The sequence below is a fragment of the Nocardia sp. NPDC058518 genome, assembly GCF_042719655.1.
Taxonomy (GTDB): Bacteria; Actinomycetota; Actinomycetes; order Mycobacteriales; family Mycobacteriaceae; genus Nocardia.
In genome coordinates this window covers 105328-119766 of sequence record NZ_JBHXNJ010000001.1, presented here as the reverse complement: position 1 = coordinate 119766, position 14439 = coordinate 105328, and the positions used below count along the sequence as shown (strand labels likewise).

The following is a 14439-nucleotide window of genomic DNA, read 5'->3' as shown; positions in this document are numbered from 1 at the left end:
GTGGGTGCCCCGCTGCGGGTTTCTCGCGGGCGCTGGGGCTCTGTTGCCTGGTCAGTGCCGGTGCTAGTGTGCTCCAAGCACTTTCGTTATCCCCGCGAGATCTGAGGAACCACATGTCGACCCGTTCAATCGTCACCACCTCCGCCGCCGCGCTGCTGCTCACCGGTGCCGCCGCTGCCATCGCCGCACCCGCACAGGCATTTCCGGCCGGCTGGTGGAGCGAGAAGACCTTCGTCTGCACCGCCACCGACCGCGCCGGCGCGCCGCTGCCCGACGTCACCGTGAAGGCCGCCGACCAGGTCGGTGCCTCGTTCTACGCGCTGCCGCAGTTCGGCCCGGATGCCGACACCGCGAATGTGCAGTGCTACCAGCAGTGATGTGATCTCGTTCGGTGTCGCCGCACGTCGGGGAGCGGTGGCACCGAAGTATCATCCGGCGTGCGTCAGCACGAATTCCCGTACCGCCGCAGTCTGATTCACCAGAGCGTGTCCGACGCCGGGAAGCAGACGCACCTCGCCTCGCGTGAAAGCGCCGTGAGCGCGTTCGGCGGTGCGCGCCGAATCGAACAGGGCGTCGCGTTCGCCGACGATTACCAGGACCGGGATGTCCACCTCGCGTAGTTGTTCGTCGCGGAAAATGGGCAGACTGACGGGGCGCGGCGTGAAATGCGCGAAGGTCAGCGCTATGTCGTCGATGATCGGGTCCGCTTCCGGCCCGTCGAGGCCGAGACCGATGCGCGCCATGTCACGCGCGCTGTGCCTGCCGATCATCCGCAGGCCGATCGCCTTCACCAGCCAGCCGTAGCGATGCTTACCCAGTCCACCCGGGCACAGCAGGACCAGTGTCGTGACCCGGCCCGGCCTGCGCAGCACGTAATCGAGTGCGGTCCACCCGCCGAGTGACATGCCGACCAGCGCCACGGTGTCGAGGCCGAGTCCATCGATCACCTCGTCGAGCCAGCTCGCGGTCGCATCGCTGTCCAGCGCCAGCCGGGTCGGGGCGCTGAATCCTGGCTCGCCGGGCAGATCCACGGCGTACACGCGGAAACGGGTCGACCAGTCGGCGATATCGGCGCGCCAGGTACTCGCATTGGCTCCTGAGCCGTGCAGCACAACCAGCGGCGGTGCGTCCGCGGGTCCGGAGACCACGACGAACGTTTCGCCTACACCGGTGGCGATGCGCAGTTCCTCGCGCGGGACCGGCCAGGCGTCGAGATGCTCGCGGTAGCGCTGCTGGACGAGCTGCCGGCCTTCGTCGGACTTGTAGATCATGAGCTGAGGATTCCGTCCAGGTAGTCGAGCAGGCGGGAGCTGTCGGCGAGGCTGCCGAGCAGGATCACTTTGAGGCGATGGCGGGCCGGGTCGTAGCTGGTTTCCACGCGCATCCGCTGACCGCCCGCGCCGCGGGTTCCGGCGGTGGCGGTGAGCAGGGTGGTGATCCGGTCGACGGTGGCGCGGTCGATGTCGTCGATTTCGACGATGCAGGAGGACTCCGCATGCCGCCCCGGCGCTGTCTGCGGTGTGGTGATCGGCAGCCCGGTGAACGCTTCGAGGTCTTCGTGGGTGATGCGGTACTGCTTGCCGATGCGGGCGGCGGGGAGTTTGCCGTCGCGCACATAACTACGCACGGTGCGCACATGCAGTCCGAGTAGTTCGGCAACCTGCTCCACCGAATAGAGACGATCAGTCATGAAACAACCGTAAACGAAGGTACCTATAGGGATAAATAGGGAAGTTCAGGGAACTGTGGACTGTGACAATGATCGCGATGGCAACCGTTCGCCCAGCTCGGAACGCACACTGGGCACGACACGCCCGATTTGACCCGTTACCGCCGTGACCAGCGGATCTGCTCGAGTGCAAACCTTGACGCGGGCGCCACAACACGTTTGTGTGCAGGTAGCGGGCCGTGTCGCGACGCCGCGAGCAACCCCATGGGCCGGGCCGCGAGCCGAGCCCCTCGGCAGGGGCTCTACCCTCGAAGACATGCAGTCCTGGTCCGATATCGCCCTGCCGACCGTCCCCGGAACAGGGCCGCCGTTGCGTTTGTACGACACCGCCGATCGTCAGATCCGCCCGGTCACCCCGGGCGAGACCGCGAAAATGTACGTCTGCGGCATCACTCCCTACGACGCCACCCACCTCGGTCACGCCGCCACCTATCTGACGTTCGACCTGGTCAACCGGATCTGGCGCGACGCGGGCCACGACGTGCACTACGTGCAGAACGTCACCGACGTCGACGACCCGCTGTTCGAACGCGCCGATCGCGACGGCATCGACTGGCGCGACCTCGGCAGCCGGGAGATCGACCTGTTCCGCGAGGACATGACCGCGCTGCAGGTGCTGCCGCCCCGGCACTACATCGGTGCCATCGAATCGGTCGAGGAGGTGGTGGAGCTGGTACAGAAACTGCTCGCGGCCGGCGCCGCGTACATCGTCGATGATGCCGAATTCCCTGACATCTACTTCCGCACCGACGCGACCGAGCAGTTCGGCTACGAATCCGGGTACGACCGCGCGACCATGGAGACGCTGTTCGCCGAACGCGGGGGCGACCCCGACCGGGCGGGCAAGCGCGACACCATCGACGCCCTGCTGTGGCGGGCCGAGCGCCCCGGTGAACCGTCGTGGGAGGCACCCTTCGGCGCGGGCCGCCCCGGCTGGCACATCGAGTGTGCGGCGATCGCGCTCAACCGCATCGGCGCCGAATTCGACATCCAGGGCGGCGGCTCGGACCTGATGTACCCCCATCACGAGTACTCCGCCGCACACGCCGAAGCGATCACCGGCACCCGCCGCTTCGCCCGCCACTACGTCCACGCCGGGCTGATCGGCCTGGACGGCGAGAAGATGTCGAAGTCGCGGGGCAATCTCGTGCTCGTGTCGAAGCTGCGCCGCTCCGGTGTCGACCCCGCCGCGATCCGCCTCGGCCTGCTCGCCGGGCACTACCGGTCCGACCGCATGTGGACCGACGAGGTACTCACCGCCGCACAGAACCGCCTCGACCGCTGGCGTGAGGCCGTGTCGCTGACCGCGGGCCCCTCGGCCACCGACACGGTCGCCCGGCTGCGTCAGCACCTGGCCGACGACCTCGACACTCCGAAGGCCCTCGACGCGATCGACAACTGGGCCGAACAGGCCATCGCCTACGGTGGCACCGACACCGAAGCCCCCACCCTGGTCCGCACCGCCGTCGACGCACTCCTGGGTATCACGCTCTGACGAGATCGCGGTCGGCTGGAAGCCGGGCGCGCGGGCTGTCGCTGCGCTCGGTGGCACAGCACCGGTAGAGCCTTGCGGTCTGGCCGATCCATGCCGGTTGCCCGCAGTGTGCTGCGCTTATACTGTGGGCCACAGCGCAGCTGACCTGCCGTCGATCGGAGAGCGTCACATGGGGTGCTACCAGCGCATCATCGTGGGAACCAACGGCTCGGAGTCCGCGCAGACAGCGGTAGCGGTGGCGGGGGAGTTCGCGGTGCGCCTCGATATCCCGGTCACCGCGGTGAGTGTGTGGAAGGACGCGGGGCGCAAATCGGGCACCGACGCCGAGTGGGCCGAACAGGCCACCGCCGCGGCCGCGGAAACTCTCACCGCCGCCGGTGTGCCCGAGGTATCGCGCGCCGAACTCGACGGCGCCGCGGGCGCGTTGCTGCTCGAGCTCGCCGAACAGGAACCCGACACCCTGCTCGTCATCGGTGGGGGCAGCCTGGGCAGTTCCAAGGCGCGCCTGCTCGGCTCGACAGCCAATCACGTGTCGCACCACAGTCAAACCGATGTCGTGTTCACCAGCAAGGTGCCCAAACGCTGGACCACCATCGGCCTCACCACCGACGGATCGGCGAGTTCGCTGACCGCGGTCCGTCGCGGCTACGAACTCGCCCTCGCCCTCGGCGCGCGCCCGTTCCTGGTGACTTCCGCCAAAACCGACGACGACGGTGCCGAGGTCCTGATCGACGTGGAGGGTCAGATCGAGGTCGAGGACCCGGAACTGTTCGGCCGCGACGTCCTCACCGGAGTCCCCGCGGCCGAGGCGATCTGCAACTCGGCCTGGAAATACGACCTCGTCGTGATCGGCAACCGCGGAATGAGCGGCCCCGCACGCCTTTTGGGTTCGGTAGCCAACAAGGTAACCCACGACATCGATACCAACCTCCTGCTGGTCAACACCACGCATTGATTCGCCGGCCACCGAGGGCATCGAAGTTTGCTCCGGTTTAGCGGGTAACGGCGGAACTTGCCTGGACCGGGGAGTTCGGTCGCCTATGATGACCGTACGTGCGATGTTCGCCACACAACGGAGTGGACGCCGGATGAATGCTGGGATCGAGGCGGCGGGGTTCTTCGGCCTGCTGGACTGGGAGCAGATGACCGGTCTGAGCAAGTTCTGGGTCGAGATGATCACCATCCCGATCTTCAGCGCCATGGCCGGTCTGATCACCAACTGGACCGGAGTGATCATGCTGTTCGCGCCGGTGCGCTTCACCGGCTTCTACGTGCCGGGGCTGAAAACGATCTTCCCGCTGCTGCCGCGCAAGGTACAGATCCTGCCGACCTTCGCTCCCGGCGGCATTCTCGGCTTCCAGGGGTTCATTCCGGCCCGCTCGGAGAAGATGGCGAGCCTGATGGTCGACAACGCGGTAGCCAAGATCGGCACCGCCAAGGACTTCTTCGATCAGATGGATCCACGCAAGATCTCCGCGCAGGTCGCGCAGGTGGCGCTGCCGAACGTGCGCTCGATGGTCGACTCGATCATGGTGGCCGAGCACCCGCGGCTGTGGGCCGACATGCCACCGCGCGCACGCGAAGCCGTCTACACGCGGGTGGAGGCCGAGCTGCCCGCGATCACCGATCGCGCGTTCGACTTCATCGGCGCGAACATCGACCAGCTCCTCGATGTGAAGCTGATGGTCGTCGGTTATCTGCGGCGCAGGCCCGAACTGTTGAAGGACGTGATCTACGGGCTCGGTGCACCGGAATTGCGGTTCATGGTCCGCAGCGGGGTGCTGGGGTTCCCGTTCGGGGTGATCGTGGCGCTGTGGTTGTCGTTGCTGCACTACAGCACTCCCCATGGCGACACCCCCGCGGTGATCTCGCTGCCCGGCTGGCTCTACGACCTCCTGCACTTCCTGCCCGCGTGGGCGTGGGTGATCGCCGGTGGCGCGGTGGTGGGTGTGCTGGTCAACATCATCGCGATCAAGGTGGTGTTCGAACCCGCCGCGCCGCAACCGCGCTACCGATATCCGTGGCGGGTCGCGAAATTCGCGAAACGGCAGTACCAGGCCGCGGCGGATCTGGGGCACGCGATCGGATATCAGATCGTCACCCTCGACGTCGTCACCGAGCAACTGCTCGACGGGCCGAGCGGCGACAAGACCCGCGCGGTCATCGCCCACTTCCTCGAGGCCGAGATCGACCGAATCCTCGGCCCGTTGCGCTCGGTGACCCGGCTCGCGATCGGGCCACGCCACTTCGACGCCATCCAGGCCAACGCGGGCGCGAGCCTGGCCACCGAGATGAAGCCGTGGCTGGTCGAAGACGTCGAGTTCTCCCAGACCACCGCGGCCAGCGTCGACGGGCTCGCCACCGAGAAACTGCGCGAACTGCCGCCGGAGGAGTTCGTCGAAATGCTCTACACCGCCATCGAACAGGACGCCTGGCTGCTGTATCTGCACGGTGGCGTGCTCGGTGCCTTCATCGGTGCACTGCACCTGCTGATCTTCGGAGTGTGAGCATGGAGCCCGCGCCTGATCGCGAACCCGGCATCCCCACCGATCTGCTCGGATTGGCCCGGATCGCGGGACTGTCGTTGCGCCACATCGCCGGAGCGGTGACCAAAGGCGCCGTGCACACCGCGACCGATCTCGTCGACGACCTCCGCTCGGGCGAGCCGATATCGCAGATCCTCGACGAACGCGTGGACGTGTTGCGCCGCACCGCGTTGAGCGTGCTCGGCCTGACCAGCACCGCCACCGGTGTCTACGGTCCGGTCGAAACCAAAGTCGATGCCGCCGACCTCAAGGCGATGGGCGACGCGATGATCACCGAGGGCTGGGATTGCGCGCAGCAACCGCGCGACCTGCACCCCTCGTTCGTGCCGATCCTGCACGACCTGACGCCCGACGAAGCGCGGATCCTGCGTTTCCTCGCTGTCGCCGGACCGCAGCCCGCGATCGACATCCGCACCAAGGCGCCGTTCGGGATCGGCTCGCAACGGCTGGCCGACGGCATCAACATGATCGCCGCGATGGCCGGGTGTGCGCTGCCCGATCGTGATCACCACTACCTGGGAAACCTGAGTCGCCTCGGGCTGGTCCGCTTCTCCACCGAACCGGTCGCCGACTTCCGCCGCTACGCGTTCCTCGAAGCGCAGCCGCCGGCGCAGGCGGCGTACAAGTCGGTGAAGATGCGGGCGATCAGCTCCTACCGCAGCATCTACCTGACGGTGTTCGGAAAGCAGTTCTGTGACGCGTGTTTCGTGCTGGGCGACTACACCGGGGGCGGTTGGGCAGGCGATGACCGTGGTGACATCTACCTGGGCAAGGGCCCCCGGCTGCCCTGATCGGTTCAGGCGCCCAGTTCAGTCCCGGCCGCGCAGCGCGTCGAGGACACCGGCGAACATCACCGATTTGATCGCCGTCATCGTGGTTTGATCCTTGCCGCCCAGCGGCGCGACCAATGCCAGTGCGGCATCGAGGACTTCGCCTTCGGCGGCGGTGGCGTCGACCAGGTCGAGGGCCAGTGCGTCGGCGCCACCGAAGCGGCGGGCCGTGGTCATGCTGGCGACGGCGGTCTTGGGCGTCACCTTGGCTTGGATGAGCGCGGCCATGCCGTTGGTGAAGGGGATCCGGATGTCGGCCTCGGGGAAGCAGAAGTACCCGCGGTCGGCGCGCATCACCCGGTAGTCGTGCGCCATGGCCACCATCGCACCCGCTCCGAACGCGTGTCCGCCGATGGCGGCGACCGTCGGCATCGGCAAGGTGAGGACCCGGGCGAACAGGTTGTGCACCGCTTCGACGTATTCGGCGGCCCGGTCGCCGTTGGCCGAGAGCCAGTCCAGGTCCAGGCCGTTGGAGTAGATCTTGCCGGTGGCGGTGGTCACCAGCGCGTGTGCGCCCTCGGCGACGGCGGTGTCGAGGTGGGTCTGCACTTCGGTGAGGAAGTCGGGGGAGAAGCGGTTCTCGCCGTCGCCGAGGTCGAGTACGGCGATCGAATCGTGGTGGCGCAGTGTGGGCACAGGATTTCCTTTTCAGTGGGGACCGAGGTCGAGGACGGCACGCACGGCAGCACGGAGCTGCGCGCGGGCCAAGGGATCGGTGAGCCGGTCACGGCGCAGCAGCAGCGCGGTGGGCAGGTCTACCAGGCAGGTGGTGACGGTGGCGACGCCGCGCCGGTCGGCGCGACCCCACAGGGCACGCGCGAGCCGGTTGAGTGCGGCGACGAGTGCCTTCTCGGTGTCGGCGATCTCCTGCGCCAGCACGGGCGCGATGTCGCCGGCGAGCAGTTCGGCGCGATCGACGAGCAGGAGCAGGCGCGCGGAGTCGGGATGGGCCTCGGCCAGCCGCGCCGGGGCCTCGGCGGCGTCGAGGACGGCATCGATGCGGGTCTCGGGGTCGGCTGCGGTGACGGCGCGGTCGATGTCGGCCGACTGGAGGGCGAGGAATCGGTGCGCGGCGCGTAACCAGGTGCGCGCCAGTACAACCTGTCGAGACTGAAATGTGTGATAGAGCGCGCCGTTGGATACTCCGGTAGCGGCGGCGACTGCGCGCACCGTGACAGCGGCGGGACCGGAACGGGCCGCGAGCTTTTCGGCGGCGTCCAGCACCGTCTGCGGGTCGTGCGTGCGCGGTCTCGGCATGAACAAAAGTTTACAGAGCGTCTGCTCTGCTATTCCATTCGGATGCGGTTTTGGGCCGTTGTGCACGTATTTCGTTCCGCCACTTGGTATTTCGTCGCTCGATGTGCCGGTTTTGGCACAGCGTAGACAACGTTATGTATGCGCGGGGGCTCGATACGATGGGGTACTGTTCGCATTCTTCGGCCCCTGCCCGCACGAACAGAACGGCATCGCGATGTCCCGAGTGGTCACCAAGGAGCAGTACTTCGACACCGCGGTGGCGGTGCTCGCCGAGTTCGGTTTCAAAGGTCTCAACATCGGGGTGCTTTGCCGCCGCCTCGGCGTCACCAGCGGCTCGTTCTATCACCACTTCGGCTCCTGGCAAGGCTTCGTCGACACCCTGCTCGAACACTGGGAGAACCGTCAGATGGTCGAGCTACGCGCGCTCGACGTCGGCCACGGTGACGCCGACGCCGACGTGCGCGCCATGTCGGTGCTCGCCAGCGGACTCGAACACGGCGCCGAAGCCGCGCTGCGCGCCTGGGCGGCCAACGACGAATCGGTACACGTCACCGTCAAACGGGTCGATGAGTCGCGGCGGCGCACCGTGCACCGCGTGATCGACGGCGTGGTCGACGACGCGGCCACCGCCACCGTCGTCACCGAATTCGGCATGGCGATGATCATCGGCTACCAACAGCTCGCCGCCGCAGGTGAACCCACCGAACTCGACCACCTGCTCGCCGAGTACGCCCGGCTGATCTACTCCCACCGCGGCTGACCGAGCACGGCTCGACGCCTGTCCTCTGTGCCGCACAGCCGGCCGGGCACTCCCGTGAGTTACCCGAGCAGTTGGTCCACGTAGCACCATCGCCATGCTTCGCCCGGCTCCACACTGCGCATCACCGGATGTGTCGAGGTCTGGAAGTGCGCGCTGGCGTGGTTGCCGATCGAGGACTCACAGCAGCCGATGTTCCCGCAGTCGGTGCACATTCGCAGATGCACCCAGCGCAGACCCTCGTCCAGACATGTCCGGCACACCAGCTCACCGGCAGGTGGCTCCGCCAGTATCGGAGCCTCGTCGAGGTGCGCGCACCCCAGCGCACCGGCCGCGGTCGACAGCGGTTCGGCGCGGCGCTCGTCATCGCTTTCGTCGAAGCGGTCGATCATCGATTCCTCGAGGTCCAGCCGGGCCAGCACATGTTGCAGCACTTCGTAATCCACGGCTCCCGCGTCGCGGACCTTCAGCACCGCATCGCGTTCGGCACCCAGCATCGCCAGCCGTAGCCGTCGGTACTCCGCGGTCGGTGTCACCAGTTCCGCTTCCGGGCGGCCCAGCCGTTCCCACGCGGCATTGGAACGCCAGGTCAGCCGTTGCCGCAGCGATTCGATCACCGGTTCGGGGGTGTCCGGTCCGATCTTGCGGTCGAGTTCGGCCAGACCGGCGGTCGAAGCCTGTTGCAGCAGATCGGCTTTCGCGAGCGCGTCCTCCTCGCGACTGGGCCCGCGCAACTGCAGCAATCGCACCAGCCACGGCAACGAACTGCCCTGGACGAGCAGCGTGCCGCCGACCACCACCAGGGCGAGCAGTTCGAGGACCGGCAACTGCGGCGTCGAGTCGGGCAGCAGCAACACCGCCGCCAACGTCACCACCCCGCGCATCCCCGCCCACGACACCACCGCCGCGTGGCTCAACGGCTCGGTCGTGCGCCCGAACAGCCTGGCCACCAATACCGGTGTGAACACCCATACCGGGCGCGCAAGCATCACCGCGGCCAGCACACCCACCGCCGTGACGACGAGGGTGCCGTGATCCAACCCGCTGTGCCAGGCGCCCTCGACGATCCAGCGCACCTGCAACCCGATGATCAAGAACACCGCGCTCTCCAGAATGAACTGGATGGTGCGCCAATTGGTGGTCTCGGCGACCCGTGAGGCCGCCCCCTGCCACCGTTGCGCGCCGTGCCCGAGGATCATCCCGCACGTCACGACCGCGATCACTCCCGATGCGTGAAAATGCTCGGCAGGCAGATACGCCACGAACGGGGCGAGCAGCGACACCGAGGTATCGAGCACGGGGTCGGTGATCCGCCTGCGCAACATCACCAAAGCCGCCGCCACCACGGCCCCGATGACACCGCCACCGACGGCCGCGAGCAGGAAATCACCCCCGATCTGCCACGCGGTCACCGCACCGGCCATCGCCGCGATGGCCGAGCGCAACGCCACCAGCGCGGTCGCGTCGTTGAACAGCGACTCGTCCTCGAGCACCGTCACGATGCTGCGCGGCATCCCGGTGCGTCGCGCCACCGCGGTCGCGGCCACGGCATCCGGGGGAGCGACCACCGCACCCAACGCGACCGCCGCCGCGAACGGCACCGGCAGCAACCACCACACCACCAATGCCACCGCGAACGTGCTGAACAGCACCAGCCCCACCGACAGCGACGCGATGGTGCGCAGGTTGTCCTTGAAATCGACCAGCGATGTGCGCAGCGCGGCGGTGTAGAGCAGCGGCGGAAGCAACCCCAGCAGCACCACCTCCGGCTCGAGATGCACCTGCGGCACCATCGGCAGATAGGACGCGGCCACCCCGGCCAACGTCAGCACCAGAGGCTCGGACACCCCGAATCGCCGCGCCAGCGCCGCCAGCGCGGTCGCCGAGCCGATGAGGACAACCAGACCGATCGCGACATCCACCCGCGCATTCTCCCATCGACAGACCGGTCAGTCCGTCGACGCCGCCCACGGCAGCCGCGTGCCGGATGGGCCCTATCCTGTTTCCTCGTCGATCTCCAGGCGGTCGATCTCCAGATGGTCGACCGAGCCCCAGACACGCAATGCCAGTCGCGGGCCCTCGCGCCGCCACTGCGACACCGACGCGTTCGGTACCGGTTCGAGCGAATCCGGTACCGGCGCACCGAGTCCCTCGAGGATGTAGCGCAACGACACCACCACCGCGTCATGGGTCACCACCAGCACCTGCTCGCCCGCGGCGACCACATCCAGCTCGTCGAGGAAACTGCGCACCCGCAACGCCACATCGGCCAACGATTCCCCGCCCGGCGGGCGATACACCCAGTTGCCGACCAATTCACGGCGCGCGCCCTCCTCGGGTGCGCGTCGGCGGATCGCCCGATACGGATGCAGTTCGAACACCCCCATCTCCCGATCGCGCAACCGCTCGTCGACCAGGGTGCGGATCGGGCGCAGGTGCCGATTGCGGGTGGCGGCCGCCTCGGCCATCACCGCCCAGGTGACTCGGGTGCGCAGGTAGGGGGAGCAGACCACCAGCGTGGGCCGCTGCACTCCGGCCAACCCGGCCAGCCAGTCTCCGAGACATTGCGCCTGCCACTGCCCGTACTCGGTCAATTCCACCCCGGAGTCGGTCCCACGCATCGGCCGCTGCTCGGTCGCCGGGTCGGCGAACCAGGCGTTGGCCTCACTCTGCGCGTGCCGCACCGCCCACAGCCCACCCAGCGCGCGCGGCACCACCAATCCTTCGGGCACCTGCACCCACCCCCTCCGCTGCTCGAACCCCATCGATGTCCTTCGCGCTCGTCCCGTCGTGCCCGGACGCGCCAGGGGAATAGCGGCTTCGTTGCCGGCGTTGCACTCCCCGAATTCGAACGCCTGTCCAGAACTGTTCGGCGGACCGCCGCCGCACTCGAGATGTGCCGCAGGAGGCCCGCTTGTCCACCACAGTAGAGATCTGGACCGACATCAATTGCCCGTTCTGCTACCTGGGTAAGGCCCGCTTCGAACAAGCGCTGGCCGACTTCGCGCACCGTGACGACGTCGAGGTGGTGCACAGGTCCTTCGAACTCGATCCGACGCTGCCCGCCGGTTCCACGCGCCCGGTCATCGCGGCGATCGCCGAGAAATACGGCATCACCGTCGACCAGGCCGCCGCCAACGAACGCGGCATCGGTGCCCAAGCCGCGGCGATGGGTCTGCCCTACCGAACCTCGGGCCGCGACTCCGGCAACAGCTTCGACATGCACCGGCTCCTGCACTTCGCCCTCGACCAGGGCAAACAGGATGCCATGCTCGACGCGCTCTACGCAGGCAACTTCGCCGAGCCCGACCCCGTCTTCGGTGACACCGAACGTCTCGTGGCGCTGGCCGTACGCGCGGGCCTGGATGAGGACTCGGCACGCGGGGTGCTGGCCGACCCCGACGCCTACGCCGACGCGGTCCGCCGCGACGAAGCCGAAGCCGCCGCGCTCGGCGCCACCGGTGTCCCGTTCTTCGTCTTCGACGGCAAGTACGCGGTCTCGGGCGCTCAGCCGCCCGAAACCTTCACCCGGGCACTGAATACCGCGTGGAACGATCGACCCACCCCCCAGCTCATCGCCGACGGCGACGCCTGCGGCCCCGACGGCTGCGCGGTCCCCGCCACCGGATCCGCGGCGGTCGACTGAGCACCGCGGACTGACGGAGTCACGCCAGGTCGATGACGACCTTGATATCGGACCCACCCGGGTCGAACGCCTCGATCGCCTTCTCCAGCGGCAGTCGCCGGGTGATCAGCCGTTCCAGCCACGACGCGTCCGCTTTGGCCAGCGCCTCCGCACCTTGCTCGTAGTGGTGGCGGTTCGCGTTCACCGAACCGAACACCAGTGTGTTGCCGAGCACGATATTGCGGTTCAACCCGCCCACATCGACTTCGGTGTCGACACCGGGCGTCGTCACCCCGGTCAAGCAGATGATCACCCCGGGATTGTCGATCTCCATCGCCTGCAACGCCACCGCGGGCGCACCGGTTGCCTCGATCACGATGTCGGGCCGGATCGCCGCCGCGGCGGCCGCCGCCGTCCCTGTGTGGAACGTGGCGCCCAGCGCTGTGACCAGATCTTCTTTCAATCCGCTACGCGCGCGGTCGAGGACGTGCACGTCGAGTCCGCGTTGCTGCCCGAGCAAGGCCGCCAACAAGCCGATCGGCCCGGCGCCGGTGACCAGGACCGTGCGCGGATCGAACCAGGCGCGGTTGTTGATCTTCTCGATCTGATCCCACGCTTTGGCGACCACTGTCATCGGCTCCAACAGCACGCCGACCTTCTCCAACGCCGGATCGAGCGTGACCGCGAAGTCCTCGCGCACAGCCCAGACCGTCGACCCGTACCCGTCGATCTCCTTGATCCCGCGCTCCACATACAGCCCGTTGCGGCACATGTCCCACTGCCCGCGCGCGCACGCCCCACACGGCACCGGATCCGGCCTGCGCACGATCCCGACGACGAGATCGCCCGGAGCGAACTTGCTGCCCTCTGGCACCGTCTTCACTCTGCCCAGAGATTCGTGGCCGAGCACCATCCGTGACTTGCCCGGGGGCAGCCAGCCGTAGTTGCCCTGCGCGATATCGCGGTCGGTACCGCAGATGCCCAGCGAGATCCCGTCGACGAGCAACTCGCCGGGGCCGACGTCCGGATCGGGTACGTCCTCCACCAGCAATGATTGCTTCTGCATGGGAACCACGGTCAACGCACGCATTTCGGCATCCCTTCCGCCCGCACGGGCCAACGGTCGACGTCTGCACGAACCACATCCACGACACCCGGGGAGCACCCCATCGCGAACTCGCCGCGAACACGGACTACCTGCGGCAACGGTACGCGAACAACCCACCGATCGGTCGATACGAGACCATTCGCGAACAATCGGCATCATCGACCGCCGCCGCACGTACGCGACACTCGTGACGGCACCGGGTATCTCCGACACAGCAATCGTGTCGGCCGCCTCGGCTACGGTGGACAGCGCTCGCACCGATCGACCCGTGGCCAGCTGGAGGCGTCTTGCGCATCATCGTCCGGATCCTGCTCGTGCTCGCCGCGCTCGTGTGCGCGCTCGCACCGGCCTCGGCCGCCCCGTCCGTCGACGATGCCACTGCCCGCAAGATCGACGAACTGCTCACTGTGCGCGCCGAATCCGGCAATCTCGGCCGTGGCGAACTCATCGAACGCCTCTCCGCACGCCTGCTCGGCACCCCCTATGGCGCGAATATGCTGATCGGCTCGGCCACCGAGCCCGAACAGCTCGTCGTCGACTTGCGCCGCGTGGACTGCTTCACCTACCTCGACTACATCGACGCCGCCTCCCGCTCCGCCGACCGCGACCAGTTCCTCACCAACCTGATCGCCACCCGCTATATCGACGGCCGCGTCGAGTTCGCCCAGCGCAAGCACTTCTTCACCGACTGGGCCACCCGGGAGCGCCTGGCGGCGACCGACATCACCGCGAGTCTGAGTCCCGCAGCCGTCACCACCACCAAGCATCTCAACGCGAAAGCCGACGGCAGCACCTACCTGCCCAGTGTTCCCGTGGTCGAGCGCGCGGTCACCCATATCCCCTCGGCTGCTGTCGACGGGGCAGTGTCGGGCGCCCTTCGCACGGGTGACTACCTCGGTGCCTACACCCCGGATGCCGGCCTCGATGTCACCCACGTCGGCTTCATCGTCCAAACCGCTACCGGCCCCGTCTTCCGCAACGCCTCCTCCCTCGCCGCGAACAACCAGGTCGTCGACACTCCTTTGACCGACTACCTGCGGACCGTTCCCGGCATCGTCGTCCTGCGCCCGCTCTGACCACCGCCAAGGAATC

15 protein-coding genes are annotated in these 14439 nt (G+C 67.6%); 8 read left to right on the top strand and 7 right to left on the bottom strand.

Features of this window, described 5'->3' with window-relative positions:
* The first annotated feature begins 113 nt into the window (after positions 1–113).
* On the top strand, positions 114–377 hold the full coding sequence (locus ACFWPX_RS00500) for a hypothetical protein (RefSeq protein WP_378913619.1): 264 nt from the start codon (positions 114–116) through the stop codon (positions 375–377).
* A gap of 51 nt (positions 378–428) precedes the next feature.
* Here ACFWPX_RS00500 and ACFWPX_RS00495 read toward each other — a convergent pair whose 3' ends face one another.
* On the bottom strand, positions 429–1271 hold the full coding sequence (locus ACFWPX_RS00495) for an alpha/beta fold hydrolase (protein ID WP_378924591.1): 843 nt from the start codon (positions 1269–1271) through the stop codon (positions 429–431).
* Complete coding sequence (locus tag ACFWPX_RS00490) at positions 1268–1690, bottom strand: helix-turn-helix domain-containing protein (RefSeq protein WP_378913621.1); 423 nt, start codon at positions 1688–1690, stop codon at positions 1268–1270. The genes ACFWPX_RS00495 and ACFWPX_RS00490 overlap by 4 nt, the downstream gene beginning before the upstream one ends.
* 295 nt (positions 1691–1985) lie before the next feature.
* Between ACFWPX_RS00490 and mshC the strand changes: the two genes are divergently transcribed.
* The 4 genes from mshC to ACFWPX_RS00470 all read left to right on the top strand — a co-directional run bounded on the left by mshC (position 1986) and on the right by ACFWPX_RS00470 (position 6561).
* Complete coding sequence (gene mshC, locus ACFWPX_RS00485) at positions 1986–3224, top strand: cysteine--1-D-myo-inosityl 2-amino-2-deoxy-alpha-D-glucopyranoside ligase (protein ID WP_378913622.1); 1239 nt, start codon at positions 1986–1988, stop codon at positions 3222–3224.
* A gap of 169 nt (positions 3225–3393) precedes the next feature.
* Entirely contained in the window at positions 3394–4179 is a 786-nt protein-coding gene (locus ACFWPX_RS00480; RefSeq protein WP_378924589.1) for a universal stress protein, read from the top strand.
* 133 nt (positions 4180–4312) lie between these two features.
* Complete coding sequence (locus ACFWPX_RS00475; protein ID WP_378924587.1) at positions 4313–5731, top strand: hypothetical protein; 1419 nt, start codon at positions 4313–4315, stop codon at positions 5729–5731.
* A gap of 2 nt (positions 5732–5733) precedes the next feature.
* The gene (locus tag ACFWPX_RS00470; RefSeq protein WP_378924585.1) at positions 5734–6561 is read left to right on the top strand and encodes an Abi-alpha family protein; all 828 of its coding nucleotides are present in this window, start codon (positions 5734–5736) and stop codon (positions 6559–6561) included.
* 18 nt (positions 6562–6579) lie between these two features.
* Here ACFWPX_RS00470 and ACFWPX_RS00465 read toward each other — a convergent pair whose 3' ends face one another.
* Both ACFWPX_RS00465 and ACFWPX_RS00460 read right to left on the bottom strand, forming a co-directional pair.
* The gene (locus tag ACFWPX_RS00465; protein ID WP_378913626.1) at positions 6580–7236 is read right to left on the bottom strand and encodes an enoyl-CoA hydratase-related protein; all 657 of its coding nucleotides are present in this window, start codon (positions 7234–7236) and stop codon (positions 6580–6582) included.
* 12 nt (positions 7237–7248) lie between these two features.
* On the bottom strand, positions 7249–7857 hold the full coding sequence (locus ACFWPX_RS00460; RefSeq protein ID WP_378924583.1) for a TetR family transcriptional regulator: 609 nt from the start codon (positions 7855–7857) through the stop codon (positions 7249–7251).
* Between the two features lie 214 nt (positions 7858–8071).
* Here ACFWPX_RS00460 and ACFWPX_RS00455 point away from each other — a divergent pair, with 214 nt between their 5' ends.
* Positions 8072–8617 carry a TetR/AcrR family transcriptional regulator gene (locus ACFWPX_RS00455; protein ID WP_378913628.1) on the top strand — a complete coding sequence of 182 codons (546 nt, stop codon included), beginning with the start codon at positions 8072–8074 and terminating at the stop codon, positions 8615–8617.
* A gap of 59 nt (positions 8618–8676) precedes the next feature.
* On the opposite strand, the gene ACFWPX_RS00450 is transcribed toward ACFWPX_RS00455, so the two are convergent.
* A complete protein-coding gene (locus ACFWPX_RS00450) occupies positions 8677–10536 on the bottom strand; it encodes a Na+/H+ antiporter (protein ID WP_378924581.1) in 1860 nt (619 codons plus the stop codon).
* 72 nt (positions 10537–10608) lie between these two features.
* The gene (locus ACFWPX_RS00445) at positions 10609–11352 is read right to left on the bottom strand and encodes a histidine phosphatase family protein (protein ID WP_378913630.1); all 744 of its coding nucleotides are present in this window, start codon (positions 11350–11352) and stop codon (positions 10609–10611) included.
* A 176-nt stretch (positions 11353–11528) separates the two neighbouring features.
* Between ACFWPX_RS00445 and ACFWPX_RS00440 the strand changes: the two genes are divergently transcribed.
* The gene (locus ACFWPX_RS00440) at positions 11529–12260 is read left to right on the top strand and encodes a DsbA family oxidoreductase (protein WP_378924579.1); all 732 of its coding nucleotides are present in this window, start codon (positions 11529–11531) and stop codon (positions 12258–12260) included.
* A gap of 19 nt (positions 12261–12279) precedes the next feature.
* On the opposite strand, the gene ACFWPX_RS00435 is transcribed toward ACFWPX_RS00440, so the two are convergent.
* Positions 12280–13329, bottom strand: a complete 1050-nt coding sequence (locus ACFWPX_RS00435) for a glucose 1-dehydrogenase (RefSeq protein ID WP_378924577.1) — start codon at positions 13327–13329, stop codon at positions 12280–12282.
* A 305-nt stretch (positions 13330–13634) separates the two neighbouring features.
* On the opposite strand from ACFWPX_RS00435, the gene ACFWPX_RS00430 reads away from it, so the two are divergent.
* Positions 13635–14423 carry a DUF1460 domain-containing protein gene (locus tag ACFWPX_RS00430; RefSeq protein ID WP_378924575.1) on the top strand — a complete coding sequence of 263 codons (789 nt, stop codon included), beginning with the start codon at positions 13635–13637 and terminating at the stop codon, positions 14421–14423.
* Positions 14424–14439: the final 16 nt, after the last annotated feature.

What these genes read in the sequence shown, in the direction of transcription:
- ACFWPX_RS00500 (WP_378913619.1), top strand. Translation starts at nt 114, where the DNA reads ATGTCGACCCGTTCAATCGTCACCACCTCCGCCGCCGCGCTGCTGCTC.
- ACFWPX_RS00495 (WP_378924591.1), bottom strand. Translation starts at nt 1,271, where the DNA reads ATGATCTACAAGTCCGACGAAGGCCGGCAGCTCGTCCAGCAGCGCTAC.
- ACFWPX_RS00490 (WP_378913621.1), bottom strand. Translation starts at nt 1,690, where the DNA reads ATGACTGATCGTCTCTATTCGGTGGAGCAGGTTGCCGAACTACTCGGA.
- mshC (WP_378913622.1), top strand. Translation starts at nt 1,986, where the DNA reads ATGCAGTCCTGGTCCGATATCGCCCTGCCGACCGTCCCCGGAACAGGG.
- ACFWPX_RS00480 (WP_378924589.1), top strand. Translation starts at nt 3,394, where the DNA reads ATGGGGTGCTACCAGCGCATCATCGTGGGAACCAACGGCTCGGAGTCC.
- ACFWPX_RS00475 (WP_378924587.1), top strand. Translation starts at nt 4,313, where the DNA reads ATGAATGCTGGGATCGAGGCGGCGGGGTTCTTCGGCCTGCTGGACTGG.
- ACFWPX_RS00470 (WP_378924585.1), top strand. Translation starts at nt 5,734, where the DNA reads ATGGAGCCCGCGCCTGATCGCGAACCCGGCATCCCCACCGATCTGCTC.
- ACFWPX_RS00460 (WP_378924583.1), bottom strand. Translation starts at nt 7,857, where the DNA reads ATGCCGAGACCGCGCACGCACGACCCGCAGACGGTGCTGGACGCCGCC.
- ACFWPX_RS00455 (WP_378913628.1), top strand. Translation starts at nt 8,072, where the DNA reads ATGTCCCGAGTGGTCACCAAGGAGCAGTACTTCGACACCGCGGTGGCG.
- ACFWPX_RS00435 (WP_378924577.1), bottom strand. Translation starts at nt 13,329, where the DNA reads ATGCGTGCGTTGACCGTGGTTCCCATGCAGAAGCAATCATTGCTGGTG.